11 protein-coding genes are annotated in these 13671 nt (G+C 64.0%); 9 read left to right on the top strand and 2 right to left on the bottom strand.

Features of this window, described 5'->3' with window-relative positions; genetic code table 11:
• Positions 1-110: 110 nt before the first annotated feature.
• Both NH448_RS16055 and NH448_RS16060 read left to right on the top strand, forming a co-directional pair.
• Positions 111-1622 carry an AlkA N-terminal domain-containing protein gene (locus NH448_RS16055; RefSeq protein ID WP_253029021.1) on the top strand — a complete coding sequence of 504 codons (1512 nt, stop codon included), beginning with the start codon at positions 111-113 and terminating at the stop codon, positions 1620-1622.
• On the top strand, positions 1606-2139 hold the full coding sequence (locus tag NH448_RS16060; protein ID WP_222515641.1) for a methylated-DNA--[protein]-cysteine S-methyltransferase: 534 nt from the start codon (positions 1606-1608) through the stop codon (positions 2137-2139). The genes NH448_RS16055 and NH448_RS16060 overlap by 17 nt, the downstream gene beginning before the upstream one ends.
• A 65-nt stretch (positions 2140-2204) precedes the next feature.
• Here the strand turns inward: NH448_RS16060 and NH448_RS16065 are convergent, their stop codons facing one another.
• On the bottom strand, positions 2205-2561 hold the full coding sequence (locus NH448_RS16065; protein WP_045992174.1) for a DUF427 domain-containing protein: 357 nt from the start codon (positions 2559-2561) through the stop codon (positions 2205-2207).
• A 408-nt stretch (positions 2562-2969) separates the two neighbouring features.
• On the opposite strand from NH448_RS16065, the gene NH448_RS16070 reads away from it, so the two are divergent.
• Together NH448_RS16070 and chrA are read left to right on the top strand one after the other, a co-directional pair.
• Complete coding sequence (locus NH448_RS16070; RefSeq protein WP_253029022.1) at positions 2970-3695, top strand: hypothetical protein; 726 nt, start codon at positions 2970-2972, stop codon at positions 3693-3695.
• Between the two features lie 285 nt (positions 3696-3980).
• Positions 3981-5201: a chromate efflux transporter gene (gene chrA, locus NH448_RS16075; RefSeq protein WP_253029023.1), complete on the top strand. Its 1221-nt coding sequence runs from the start codon at positions 3981-3983 to the stop codon at positions 5199-5201.
• Positions 5202-5457: 256 nt separating this feature from the next.
• On the opposite strand, the gene NH448_RS16080 is transcribed toward chrA, so the two are convergent.
• Entirely contained in the window at positions 5458-6174 is a 717-nt protein-coding gene (locus tag NH448_RS16080) for a DUF3581 family protein (RefSeq protein ID WP_213228139.1), read from the bottom strand.
• A 258-nt stretch (positions 6175-6432) separates the two neighbouring features.
• On the opposite strand from NH448_RS16080, the gene nhaD reads away from it, so the two are divergent.
• From nhaD to NH448_RS16105, 5 genes are all read left to right on the top strand, one after another.
• Positions 6433-7911, top strand: coding sequence for a sodium:proton antiporter NhaD (nhaD, locus tag NH448_RS16085; protein WP_045991758.1), 1479 nt, complete (start codon positions 6433-6435; stop codon positions 7909-7911).
• Positions 7912-8230: 319 nt separating this feature from the next.
• The gene (locus NH448_RS16090; protein ID WP_204248922.1) at positions 8231-8683 is read left to right on the top strand and encodes a substrate-binding domain-containing protein; all 453 of its coding nucleotides are present in this window, start codon (positions 8231-8233) and stop codon (positions 8681-8683) included.
• Positions 8652-9857: a hypothetical protein gene (locus tag NH448_RS16095; protein WP_253029024.1), complete on the top strand. Its 1206-nt coding sequence runs from the start codon at positions 8652-8654 to the stop codon at positions 9855-9857. The genes NH448_RS16090 and NH448_RS16095 overlap by 32 nt, the downstream gene beginning before the upstream one ends.
• Positions 9857-12718 carry an EAL domain-containing protein gene (locus NH448_RS16100; RefSeq protein WP_253029025.1) on the top strand — a complete coding sequence of 954 codons (2862 nt, stop codon included), beginning with the start codon at positions 9857-9859 and terminating at the stop codon, positions 12716-12718. The genes NH448_RS16095 and NH448_RS16100 overlap by 1 nt, the downstream gene beginning before the upstream one ends.
• A gap of 105 nt (positions 12719-12823) precedes the next feature.
• Positions 12824-13633: a PEP-CTERM/exosortase system-associated acyltransferase gene (locus tag NH448_RS16105; protein ID WP_052704270.1), complete on the top strand. Its 810-nt coding sequence runs from the start codon at positions 12824-12826 to the stop codon at positions 13631-13633.
• Positions 13634-13671 lie beyond the last annotated feature (38 nt).

Here is a 13671-nt window from a genome sequence, read left to right on the forward strand (position 1 = left end):
GTTCTCCTGTGCGGGGGGGACAACGATCTTCCAGTGAGTGCCGATTTCCGCCATTGTGGGGACAAGGACGCGATAGACTTGTCCTCAAGCATACCGTCTGGGAGAGGGACATGCCTGCGCCGTCCACCAACCTGAACGCCACCCGCCAGCCAGGCGCCCCGGGCCACGCATCAGGCGCCCGCGCATCCCACCCCATGACGCTTGATCTCGCGACGCTGCGACGAGCCCGGCTCAGCCGGGACCCACGCTTCGACGGTCGCTTCTTCGTGGCGGTGCTGACCACCGGTATCTTCTGTCGGCCCATCTGTCCGGCGCGACTGCCGCGGGAAGACAACGTGCGCTACTACGAAAGTGCGCTGGGCGCGCTCCAGGCGGGTTACCGACCGTGTCTGCGCTGTCGTCCCGACAGCGCCCCGGGCTCGCCTGCCTGGCAAGGTAGTGACACCACCCTCAAGCGAGCGCTTGCGCTGATCGACCAGGGCGCGCTGGATGGTGACTCGGTCGAGGCCCTGGCCGCACGGCTCGGTATCGGAGCTCGCCATCTGCGAGGGCTGTTTCAGCGCCACCTGGGCATTTCGCCATCAGGCTATGCGCAGCATCGTCGCTGTCTGTTCGCCAAACAGTTGCTGCATGAATCGAGCCTGACCATCGGCGAGGTCGCGCTGGCCAGCGGCTTCGGCAGCGTACGACGCTTCAACGAGGTGTTCCGCGAGCGCATCGGACTCAGCCCCCGTGATATTCGCCGGCGCGTGTCGAGCAGCAGCCCGCGCAAGGACACGGGGCAGGGGCTCGGCCAGTGCCTGAGCCTGACCCTCGGCTATCGTCCCCCTTACGCCTTCGCCACGCTGCACGACTTCTTCGCTCGCCGAGCGATCCGCGGTCTCGAGTGGGTCGGCGACGATCACTACGGCCGACGTTTCCGCTGGCGTAGCGCCCGTGGGCACTTCACCGCCTTCCATCAGCCCGAACGCCATGGCTTTCGTGTCGAACTGGTCATCGACGATCTGAATCAGGTGACCGGCGTCATCGCCAATATTCGGCGCATGCTCGACCTGGACGCTACCCCCTCATTGATCGACGCGACCCTGCGCGACGCGGCTCCCGGTCTGTCACTGGTGGAAGGCCTGCGCCTGCCTGGGCTATGGTCACCCTTCGAGGCTGCCGTTCGCGCCGTACTCGGCCAGCAGGTCAGCCTCGTCCAGGCGCGCGCCCTGACCCAGACGCTGGTCGATGCCCTCGGCGAGAGGACCCCGGACGGTGGCTGCCACTTTCCGAGCGCGGCGTCGCTGGCAGGCTCGCCGCTTGCCTTTCTCGGCATGCCCGACAGCCGACGCCAGACGCTTCGACGCCTGGCCGAGGCGGTGGCAGGTGACGAGCGCAAGCCTCCGCACTGGGAGGACATTCTCGGCATCGGCCCCTGGACCGCCGGCTACGCTCGTCTAAGGGGCGAAAGCGACCCCGATGTCTGGCTCGCCGGTGACGCCGTGATTCGACGCGTCCTGTCCCCCCCTTCATTGGCTGGGGGCGACAGCGACATCGGCATCGACATTGACAAGGCCCGCCCCTGGCGCAGCTATCTGCTGCTGCAACTCTGGAGTCATGACCATGACAACGACCCTTGATCCCATCGCCTGTCTCGACGCCTTCGCTGGACTCGAGGTCTACCATCCGCCCGAGGTCGACGCCCTGGGAGCCATCGTCATCGCCGCTACCGCTGGCGGCGTCGCCCGACTCGACTTTATCGACGTCGGCCGGGCCGAGACCATCACGACTCGCCCCTCGGAGCACACTCGCGCCTGCCGCGAACAGCTTGATGACTACTTTCAGGGGCGACGCCAGAGCTTCTCGCTGCCGCTGGATCCCCATGGCACCGACTTCCAGCGTCAGGTGTGGAAGGCGCTGTCGGAGATCCCCTTCGGCGAGACCCGAAGCTACGCCCAGATCGCCGAAGGACTCGGCCGCAAGGGAGCCCACCGGGCGGTGGGCGCGGCCAATGGACGTAATCCCATCGCCATCGTGGTGCCCTGCCACCGGGTCATCGGCAGTGATGGCAGTCTGACCGGTTATGCAGGTGGCATGGGGCGCAAGCAATGGCTGCTGGCCTTCGAGGCCCAGGAAGTGCCGCTGGAGCTATGCTGACCAGCTTGTGACCTCCTGACCGCCTGACCGCCTGACAGGGCTCTCTATCGCCAAGCGGCCCCTCTTCAGGATTCGACGCTGGCGGTCGCGACCCTGGGATCGAATACCAGGTGGGCGCGGATCGCCTGGACGCCATCGAGGGGTTGTTCGTAGCTCCACACCGAATCTTCGTAACGGCGGCCGTTGACCTCCACATGGAAGTAGCGAGCGTCACCCTTGAACGGGCAGTGGGTCCGGGTGTCGCTTTCCACCAGACGGCTCATGTCGACGTCGCTGCGAGGCAGGTAGAGACGTGGCGGGTAGCCCGGTTCGGTGAGTTCCAGCGCGTGCAGGGTGTCGGCCAGGACCTGGCCTTCGACGTCCACTCTTACGCGGGTGGTCAAGGGGTAGATCGAGATTCGCTCCGTACGGGGGGTATCCATCGGCAGCATCCTCTGCGTGTCGGGAAGATGACGGTCTCGTCGAGTGCTGGCGAAGACCGAACCGGATTCCCGGGTGCCCTGCGCGGGCCCATTCCGAAGACCCCCGACGCCATCGCCTGCTCTCAAATTTCCATGAATCACAGTACCACGCCTGTAGAACACACTTTCAGCGTACTTTTTGCTGATTCAGCCTGATGCGCCGATTCAGCACAGCACTATCGCCCAGAGCTAGTGAGTGCTTATTAAGTGGTATCCGATATCCAGGTTTTTTATGCTAAGGATCGGGCGTGCGCTGAAATTCGGGCGTCGCTCTTGTCATGTCGTCCGTCCATTCGACTGCCCCCTCGTTCGACTGACCTGGTGTCTCATTCGCCCCATCGCCATCCAACGCTCATCCAAGGACATCCGATGCCCCCCTTTGCACGTACCTCCCTCATTCTGGCGCTTCCTCTGCTGACCACCGCCTGCGCCGGCATGTCCACCAGCAAGCCTGCCGTGGCCCAGCAGCTCGACTGGACCGCCGCTCCGGTCTATTCCACCCTGACCCTGAGCGCCGGCTTCCAGCCGGATCCCCAGACCCTCGACGTGATGGCCGGCGGCAATACCCGGGCCAGTGTGGTCAGCGCCGACTGCGCCGGCTTCGTCAACGCCGAGGCTCCGGATGTGGACATCAACTACACCGCCGGCAGCTATCCGCTGAAGATCGCCGCCACCTCGGCCAGCGATACCACCCTGGTGGTCTACGACGCCAGCGGCATCTGGCACTGCAGCGATGACGCCGACGGCACCGATCCGGCGGTGGTACTGACCTCGCCCCCCAGCGGCAACTACAACGTCTGGGTCGGCAGCTACGATGGCAGCGGCCAGCTGGCACCCGCGACCCTGGTGGTATCCGAGTCGCTGTCCACCAGCAGTGCAGCGTCGGCCGGCGCCTCTGCCAGCGCATCGAGCAGCTACGTCGGTGGCGAGATCGAGTGGGGCGACGACGGCAGCCAGTGGAGCCACGACGGTGAGTGCGATGATCCTCGCTTCGCCGGCCCCGGCGTTGCCAGCGGCAATATCGAAGCCGATCGCTTCCACGACGCCAGCGACTGCCGCAGTCTGTATGAACAGGGCCGCCTCTACCTGCGCTAAGGCTTGCCTAAAAAGTACTGGCGCTCGTCGACTTTTCGGACAGCGCCTAAGGCTTGTCTGAAAAGTGCCGGCGCTGGCTCACTGGAGGGATAAGGCCCTGGCCGAAGGGCCAGTCGGCCAGACTGGGGATAGAGTGGAGATTGAGTTGAGATAGGGTGGAGACAGAGCGCAGACAGAGAGGGGGCATGACGCCCCCTGTCCATGCCACCTGCCTTCCGTTATCTCCTTTCATTTCACTGTCACCTCGAGGTGACAGACTGGACTGCCACTTCTCGCGGTGACGTCATGGAACACAGCCCTCAACAATCGCAGCAACCCCTCCGACAACAGCCGCGACGCCACCTGGATATCTTTCTGACCTTCCTTGGCCTCGGGCTGACGTCCTTCGGCGGTCCGGTCGCTCATCTGGGGTACTTCCATCAGGTCTTCGTCAAGCGCCGAGCCTGGCTGAGCGAATCCGCCTACGCCGAACTGGTGGCGCTGTGCCAATTTCTTCCCGGCCCGGCCAGCAGCCAGGTGGGGCTTGCCATCGGACTGATCCGCGGCGGCCTGGTCGGCGCCCTGCTGGCCTGGCTCGCCTTCACCCTGCCCTCGGCACTGGCGATGATGGCCTTCGCCTATGGTGCCGGTGCCATGGACGGCGCCCTTGGCGAAGCGCTGATCCACTCGCTCAAGCTGGTCGCCGTGGTGGTCGTCGCCCAGGCCCTGACCGGCATGGCCCGCAGCCTCTGCCCGGATCTTCCACGTGCCGGGATGGCGCTGGTGGCGCTTGCCATCATGCTGGTCGTCGGCGGCATCGGCGCCCAGGTGGCGGTCATCGTGCTGGGAGCCCTGGCAGGTCTCCTGCTGCTGGAAGGCGCGACGCCAACGTCGAACGACGACGCTGGCGTGCCGGCGCCATCACTGGCGTCCTGGGCGAGTCCCGTTGCCCTGGCGCTCTTCGTGCTGCTGCTGGGAGGGCTGCCCCTGCTGCACTGGCTCTCGCCCAACGCCTGGACGACGCTGGCCGACGGCTTCTATCGCGCCGGCGCACTGGTGTTTGGCGGGGGCCATGTGGTGTTGCCGCTGCTGGACGCAGAGGTGGTCGGCCGCGGGCTGGTCTCGATTCAGGAGTTTACGGCTGGCTACGGTGCCGCCCAGGCTGTTCCGGGGCCGCTGTTCACCTTCGCCGCCTATCTGGGCAGCGTTGCCGGCGGCGTGTGGGCGGGCGCCCTGGCGCTGGTCGCCATCTTCCTTCCCGGGGCCCTGCTGGTGATCGGGCTGTTGCCGGCCTGGCAACGGCTCGGCCGTCGCCCTCGCCTGAGGGCCGCCATGAGCGGTGCCAACGCCGCTGTGGTCGGGCTGCTGGGGGCCGCCTTCATCGATCCGGTGTGGCAAAGCGCCATCGTCTCGACCCTCGACATGGCGATCGTGGTGGCAGGATTCGTGCTGCTGAAGCGGCTGCCGGTGTGGGCACTGGTGCTGGCGTTTCTGGCGTTGGGGCTGGTCAGGGGGCTGCTGGGCTAGGGCTTGTCTGAAAAGTGCCTGCGCTCGGTAATACGGCGTTAAAAATCGGCTGGTGCGCCAGCCCGGTCAAAATGCTCATTTACACCCCGTAAACTGCGCTTTCTCACCGATTTTTGCCTTGTCTAACCTTCGCTCGTCGACTTTTCGGACAGCGCCTAGGGCTTGGCGGGTACGAAAGGTGCCTGCCTGCCCATGAAGAAGGTGTCGCTCCCGACGCCGGCGATACCAGCAGCCGGCCGTCAGGTCCGGCCCGGACTCAGCAGGGAGTGCCGGCGTGATCCCGCTTCAACTGGTAGAACTGGTCGACGATGTCGTCCATGGCCTCGGCGTCATAGGGACACAGGCCACTGACCACCAGCTTCTTGCCACCATGACCGATACTTTCTCCAGCGGCGTCGATGGCGAACTCGAGATGCACGTCACCGCGCTTGCCGATGACATCCAGGCGGGAATCCAGCAGCCGTAACGCTGGCGCCAGCGCATCCAGTCGCGTCAGCGAAAAGCCCATGCTGTCGTAGATCACCAGCGGCCGCTTGGGATTGAACATGACACCGCAGTCTTCCATCAGCGGCTTCATGTAGTGAGGAAAGTTCTTTCCAGAAAACGCCACGTAGCAGCGCGTGAAGGCTTCGACGACGCTCTCGTCGAAGGTCACCTCTCCGCGCCGTTCGACCTCCAGATAGCACTTGCCGTCATCGTCCAGCACCCGTATCACCCGGTCGCCTTCCTCGCGAAAACTGAGCGCCCGATCCGCCCCCACCATGGCGAGAAAGCGAAAGTTCATGTGCGGCGACAGTCCGAAACGCTTCAGCACCAGAGCGAACAACAGGTCGCCCGGTACGCAGAACCGCCGTGCGCCCGGTGTGTGAATGGGGTTGAAGTCGCCGGCTATGCACTTGGCGAAGCGGCTCGCCTGGTCAGCGGAAATCACGATGCGATCATCGACGCAGGAGTGGTAGTCATCAAGAAACATGGAGCAGGCGCCTGGCTGAAACTGAAGATGGAGCTCCCGGAGGCTCTCCAGGCGAGCATGATGCCACAGAACCTGCCGAGATGAGCACCGCCGGCATCAACTAGCACAGATTCTTGCCCCGACAACCGGACAGGGCCTCACTACTCCTACCAAAGGTGCATTCCAGCGCGCCTTTGGCAGCATATTGCAGTGCAAAACGCTGTGGTAGTCTCGACGTCGATTTCTCCCTTTCTCATTCACTTTCAGGATGACATCGTCATGCATAATTATGACAACAAGAGGATACGACGACCGGGTCGCTGGCTCGTCCTCGCCGCTCTGCTGCTGATGGGGCTCACCCTGGCGGGAGCCAGCCAAGCGGTGACCGGAGAACTCGACCTCACCGGCTCCTTCGCCGGCTTTCTGGCGGTGGCCATCTTCGTGCTGGCCTACGCCCTGGTGATGGCGGAAGAAAAGCTGCACATGCGCAAGTCCAAGCCCGTGCTGGTGGCGGCAGGCCTTATCTGGGCGCTGATCGGCTGGACCTACGTGCAATCCGGTATGCCGGATGAGGCCGAGCATGCCTTCCATATGACGCTGCTGGAATTCTCCGAGCTGATGCTGTTCCTGCTGGTAGCGATGACCTACATCAACGCCATGGACGAGCGCCGGATCTTCGATGGCCTGCGTTCCTGGATGGTCCAGAAAGGCTTCAGCTACCGCACCCTGTTCTGGCTCACCGGCGGCCTTGCCTTCGTCATCTCGCCGATCGCCGACAACCTGACCACGGCGTTGCTGATGTGTGCGGTGGTGACCAAGGTGGCCGAAGGTGACAAGCGCTTCATCAATCTCTGCTGTATCAACATCGTGGTCGCGGCCAACGCAGGTGGCGCCTTCAGCCCCTTCGGCGACATCACCACCCTGATGGTCTGGCAGGCCGGCCTGATCGAATTTCAGGAGTTCTTCGAACTGCTGATTCCCTCGCTGATCAACTTTGTGGTCCCGGCGGTGGTGATGAGCTTCTTCATCCACAATCGCACCCCGGACAGCCTCGAGGAGACGGTGGAGCTCAAGCGTGGGGCACGCCGCATCATCGTCCTGTTCCTGCTCACGGTGGCCACCGCCGTTGCCTGCCACACCCTGCTGCACCTGCCGCCGGTGCTTGGCATGATGACCGGACTGGGCTATCTGCAGTTCTTTGGCTTCTATCTGCGCAAGAGCCTGCCCAAGTCGCTGGACCGCAAGCGCACCGTCTATACCCAGAAGGGCGACTGGAAGAAGCTCGAGCAACTCGGCAGCGTGGTCCCCTTCGATGTGTTCAACCGGGTCGCCCGGGCTGAGTGGGACACCCTGCTGTTCTTCTATGGTGTCGTCATGTGCGTTGGCGGTCTTGGCTTCATGGGCTATCTCGGACTGCTGTCTGACGTGATGTACAACCAGTGGGACGCGACCTGGGCCAATATCGCGCTCGGTGTCATTTCGGCGGTGGTCGACAACATTCCGGTGATGTTCGCGGTACTGACCATGGAGCCAGAGATGTCCCACGGCCACTGGCTGTTGATCACCCTGACCGCTGGCGTCGGTGGTAGCCTGCTGTCGATCGGTTCCGCTGCTGGCGTCGCGCTGATGGGCCAGGCACGCGGCTATTACACCTTCATGGGCCACCTGCGCTGGGCCCCGGTGATCGCGCTGGGCTATGCCGCCAGCGTCGCGGCGCACCTGTGGTTGAACCAGGCCAGCTTCGCCATTCAGGGCTGAATCCCGGCCGTCCCTCTCTCTGCCATGCCACCTTCGCAAGCACCACATCGCCTTGCGTTGGTGGCATAAACTCTTTACTACCTCTCTTTTCCCCCACAGTGACTCACCTTAGGATAAGCTTGTTAATGCACAAGCTGGGCGCATTTGATGCGTAACGACATCTGGCTATCTACCTATAAAGAGCGTTTTTCTGCGGCCAAGCCCAAGAAATGCGACGTCGCAAGGAAGCCATGCAGGGAATCCGGAGCACTATGACACAGTGGATGCCACTCTCCAGGTGGCGATTGTCCTCAATCGAGGCTGCAGAGAGGCTGCGTTGATGCGTCGGTTATCTCTTCGCCTCCTGTTCTGCATCTGGACGGTCCTGATCTCCGGAGGGCTGGCCAGCACGGCTGCGTGGGGAAAGACCGCAGACGAGGTGGTGGTCATTTCTCATCCTGGCCTTGCCCTGAGCGAGCTCGACCGCGATACCTTGCGGGCGATCTTTGCCATGCGCCTGCGCACCTGGCCCAGCGGGCAAGGCGCGGAGGTGTACGTCCTGGCCAGTGATGACCCCGTCCACGCCACCTTCGTCAAGGAATGGCTGTCTGTCTATCCTCACCAGTTGCAGCTGGCCTGGGACCGCATCGTCTTTTCGGGTACCGGGCAGGCGCCACATCGTGTGCGCAGTCAGCAAGACATGATCGACACGGTGGCCACCACCCCCGGAGCCATCGGCTACATCGAAAGGGAGTATCTGGATGAGCGCGTCCAAGCCATTGCCAGGGATTAGGTCGGTGGGATGCCGCCTGGGGCTGTTGGTGCCGCTGCTGCTGGTGTCCACCGCACAGGCGTCCCCCCTGGACACCTTCCAGGTGCACGGTTTTCTGAGCCAGGCGCTGGTGATCACCGACGACAACAACATGTTCGGCGACAGCAGCGATAGTGGCGGCAGCTGGGACTACACGGAGCTCGGCATCAACGCCTCCATCCGACCCACCGAGAACCTGCTGCTGGCCGCCCAGGCCCTGAGCCGGCGCGCCGGCGAGGTCGACAACGGTTCGGTGGAACTCGACTACGGTATCGTCGACTGGCAGATGCTGTCCGATCGGGATCGCACCTTCGGCATTCAGGTCGGGCGCTTCAAGAACCCCTTCGGCTTCTACAACCAGACCCGGGACGTGGCTTTTACCCGCCCCAGCATTCTGCTGCCGCAGTCGATCTATTTCGACCGCACCCGTTCCCTGGGGCTGTCTGCCGACGGCGTCAGCCTCTACCATGAAGAACGTATCGACAATGGCGTGATCCACGCCCAGCTGGGTGTGGGCCAGGCCCAGGTGGATGACGATGTGGAAGAGGTGCTGGGGCTCGATGTGTTGCCCGGCTCCTTCGACGCCGACACCTCGGCGGTAGGCCAGGTGCGCTACGAACACGACGGCGGTCGCATGGTATTTGCCGTCAGCGCGGCTTCGGTCAAGGCCGACTACGACTCCCCCGGTGCCTTTCCCGGAGACGGCAAGCTCGATTTCCAGCCGTGGATCTTCTCTGCTCAATACAACGCCGAGCTGTGGAGCCTGACCGCGGAGTACGCGCTGCGCGACGTCAGCCTCACCGGCTTCGACGCCTTCGAGGACAACGAGAACCAGGGTGAAAGCTGGTACGTGCAATATCGCCGGCGCTTCCTCGACGACTGGCGCTGGCTGGTCCGCTACGACAGCCTGGTCAACGACCGCGACGACCGCAACGGCACCGACTACGAACGCGAAGGCCGTGGTCCGGCCCACTCCCAGTACGCCAATGACTGGACCTTCGGTCTGCAATGGCAGCCCCATTCACGGGTCATGCTGGCGGGCGAGTATCACTATGTGGACGGGACCGCCTGGCTGCCGGTTCAGGATAATCCAGATCCTGAAGACACCGAGCGACGTTGGAACATGTGGCTCTTCCAGCTCTCGTTGAGGTTCTGATGCCGGTTACCAGCCCGTCACGCCCCGAGCGCCTTCGCCTGGGCCTCACATGGCGAGTGGTCACCCTCACCAGCCTTTTGCTGGTGGCATTGGCAGTGCTGTTCACCTATTTGTCTCACACCAACCTGACACGTCAGTTCACCGCTACGCGCCAGGAGCAGATCGAGCGCCAGCAGCGTGAGCTCGAGTTCGCCATCCGCCGTTCGGAAAAAGGGTTGCAGCAACTGGCGGGACTGATCGCGGCCTCGCCCGACCTGGGCCCTGCGCTGGAGCAGGGGGCCCCGCCGTCACCGCCCGAGGCGCTGTCCCCTGCGCTGGCCTCACTGTGGCCCTCGCTCCAGCTGGAGGCGGGCATCGAACAGATGCTGGTCTACGATGACCGCACCCGTGCGGTCATGTCGCTGGGGCTCGAACCAGGCCAGTCGCCGCCGCCTCATTATCGGCGCTGGGTGGAAAGCGTCATGTCCCGGGAGCTCCCCCTGTCGCCGCTCGAGTGCTCTCCCGAGTGCCGCCAGTATGCCGTGGTCCCGATACTGGCCAGCGGCGGCAGCGCAGGCACCCTGCTGCTGTCTCGCTCGTTGGCGGACGTCGCCCGCCAGACTCGCGAGATATCCACCAGCGAGGTCGCCCTGATCAGCGTCGATACCAGCGCCACCGAAGCCGCCTTTGAACCACGTCGACTGGACGGCTGGAAGGGACGGGTACAGGCGGTGACCAACGCCTCACAGAGCCTGCCGCTGCTGCACCAGGCAAGCCGAAAAGGTTCCCTCGAGGCATTGGCGCAGGAACCCCTGCGCCTCGAACAGCAGGGACGTCATCTGGAGCTTTCCGCCGTCCCGCTGACCTCGTCCTCCGGGGCTCGTGCACCCGCCTATTTCGTGCTGATCTCGGACATCACCACCCAGATCCATGCCATCCAGCTCGATACCCGGACCCAGATGATGGCCAGTCTGTTTGGCTGGCTGTCTGCCGAACTCCTGCTGCTGGCGATCCTGCTGCGTCCCATGGCTCGACTGCGCCGGGTGGCCTCGGTGCTGCCGCCGCTGGCCAGTGGTGGCTTTTCCCAGGCGCGCGAAGCCTTGCCGCTGGCGCCACGTCGCCTGCCGGACGAGATCGACGTGCTGGAATCCAGCACCCTGACCCTGGCCGACAAGCTCGAGCGCCTGCAGCGCCAGGTGGCTCAACGGGGGGATGAGCTGGCACGTCGTATCGATGAATTGGCCAGGGAGCGGGACTTTGTCAGCAATCTGATCGATACCGCCCAGGTGCATATCCTCACGCTGGACGAAGAGGGGCGCATCGACATGGTCAACGACTACCTCAAGGACCAGCTCGGCTGCCCCTCCCAGGAACTGCTGGGGCGTCGTTTCGACGACATCTTCGGCGCAGGCCCGGGGGACAGCGAGCCCAGCCAGCCCTTGCATCAGGAAGAACGCACCCTGACCCTTCCCGATGGGGAGCCACGCACCATCATCTGGTATCACAGCCCGCTGAAGAGCGGTGCCAAAGCCTCCCTGGCACGCATATCGGTGGGACTTGATATCACCGAGCGCAAGGCCGCCGAGGCCAGACTGACCTGGCTCGCCGAGCGCGATCCGCTGACCGAGCTCTACAATCGTCGCTTCTTCCTGGAGTCGCTGCGCAAGGCCCTGGCCCGTGACGAGCAGGGCGTGGTCATGCTGCTGGACCTTGACCAGTTCAAGGAGGTCAACGAGCTCAGCGGCCATCATGCCGGGGATCGCATGCTGCATACCGTGGCCCGCCTGCTGCAGCAGGAGTACGCCCACCGAGGGGTCATCTCGCGCCTCGGCGGCGACGAGTTCGCCCTGCTGCTGCCTGGGGTCGACGACGACCACGCGATCCGCGTCGCCCAGCACCTCAACCAGTTGTTCGAGAGCCTCGGGTTCGTCGCCGAAGGACGTCGCCACCGGGTCACCGCGAGCATCGGTATCGTCCCCTTCCCCACCGAGGGCGCCACCCCCGCTGACCTGATGGCCAGCGCCGACGTGGCCATGTACAAGGCCAAGGCCAGCAACCTGCAGCGCTGGCACCTGCTGGCCACCCTGGAAAACGCCCGGGATGAGCTCAACGAGCGAGTCTACTGGGTCGACCGCATTCGCCGAGCCCTGGTGGAGGGTGACTTCGTGCTGATGGTGCAGCCCATCGTGCGGCGGGAGGATCGCTCGATCCGCCACTACGAGGTGCTGCTGCGCATGCGCGACGACGATGGCAGCCTGATATCACCGGCACGCTTCATCCCGGTGGCCGAACATTCAGGCCAGATCGTGGCCATCGATCGCTGGGTGCTGCATCACTGCGTGCATGCCCTGGCGAGGCTCGAGGGCATCAGCCTGGCGGTCAACCTGTCCGGACAGTCGCTCCACGACGAAGGGCTGAAGCAGTACCTGGCCAACCTGCTCACGGTGAGCCAGGCCGATCCCCATCATCTGGTGCTGGAAGTTACCGAGACCGCCGCCGTCACCGACTTCTCCACCGCCCGCGGGGTGCTGCAGAGCGTCCGTGATCTAGGCTGTCGGACCGCGCTGGACGACTTCGGCGTCGGTTTCTCGAGTTTCCACTATCTGGGCCAGTTGCCGGTGGACTATATCAAGATCGATGGCTCCTTCATCCGCAGCCTGGCGACCAACCCCGACAGCCGTGTCATCGTCAAGGCGGTGTCGGACATCGCCACCGGCTTCGGCAAACAGGCCGTGGCGGAGTTCGTCGACCAGGAGGCGCTGATTCCGCTGCTGTCGTCCTACAACATCACCTATGGCCAGGGGTATCACCTTGGCCGTCCTGTGCCCTTCAAAGAGGTCTTCGCCTTCGATCCAGTGATCGACATCGATTCGGTAAACTAGTGCATATTGAATGGGTATTATCATAGACAGGGCGTACTGGTGCAGGGAGCCGGGCGCCCGCCGGACCTTTACGGCCCGGCTATAACAACACGGAGGTGATCCCCCATGCCAGCAGCAGACACCGAGAGGCCATCCCGGCAACAGCGCCTGCTGGAGCAGTTCGCCGACCAGTTCCGGGTGATCCTGGTAAAGACGGTCGCGGACAGGGAGCGGGTCTATTCGCTGCGCCATGACGTCTTTCTACGTGAGCTTCAATACGCCCTGCCAGGCGACAGTGACAAGCAACAGGAGCATGATGACTTCGATGAACAGGCCATCCACTGCCTGGTCGAACATCGCTCAAGCGGTCTCGCGGCGGGCTGCGTGCGGCTGGTATTTCCCCCCGTCGATCGTCCGGATGACCTGCCGGTGATGAACGCCACCCGCAGCGTCTTCACGGCGCCTTCGCTACATCCGCGACAGCACGACGGGCGCCAGATCGCCGAAATTTCTCGCCTGGCGATCTCGCGGCTTTTCCGGGCCCCAAGCAAGGGCGAAGAAACGCTGCCGGTACAGTTTCCTCCGGAGGAACGCCAGGCATTTCCGTTGATCGTCACCGGCCTGTTCTTGAGCGCCCACGCCCTTGCCGGCCTGACCGCACGGCGACACCTCTACGCCCTGATGGAGCCTCCCCTGGCGCGGCTGTTGACCCTGTCCGGCTTTCGTTTCCAGCCGGTGAGCGACACCATCCACTACTGCGGTACCCGGCGTGCCTACTACATCGACAACGAATGCGCCGAGCGCGAACGCAATCCGCTGCTGACGCCGCTTTACCTTCGTCTGCACGAGTCACTGGGGGCCCAGTTGCCCGCTACCCGGGACCACCTCGACGGACTGGGGAGCCTGTGGCGCTCGACGTCGAGCTGCCGGGTATAGCGAGGCATCGGTCGAGTGTCTGGCCTCTCGACCCGACC

The sequence above is a fragment of the Halomonas sp. OfavH-34-E genome, assembly GCF_024124525.1.
In the GTDB taxonomy this organism is placed as follows: domain Bacteria; phylum Pseudomonadota; class Gammaproteobacteria; order Pseudomonadales; family Halomonadaceae; genus Halomonas; species Halomonas litopenaei.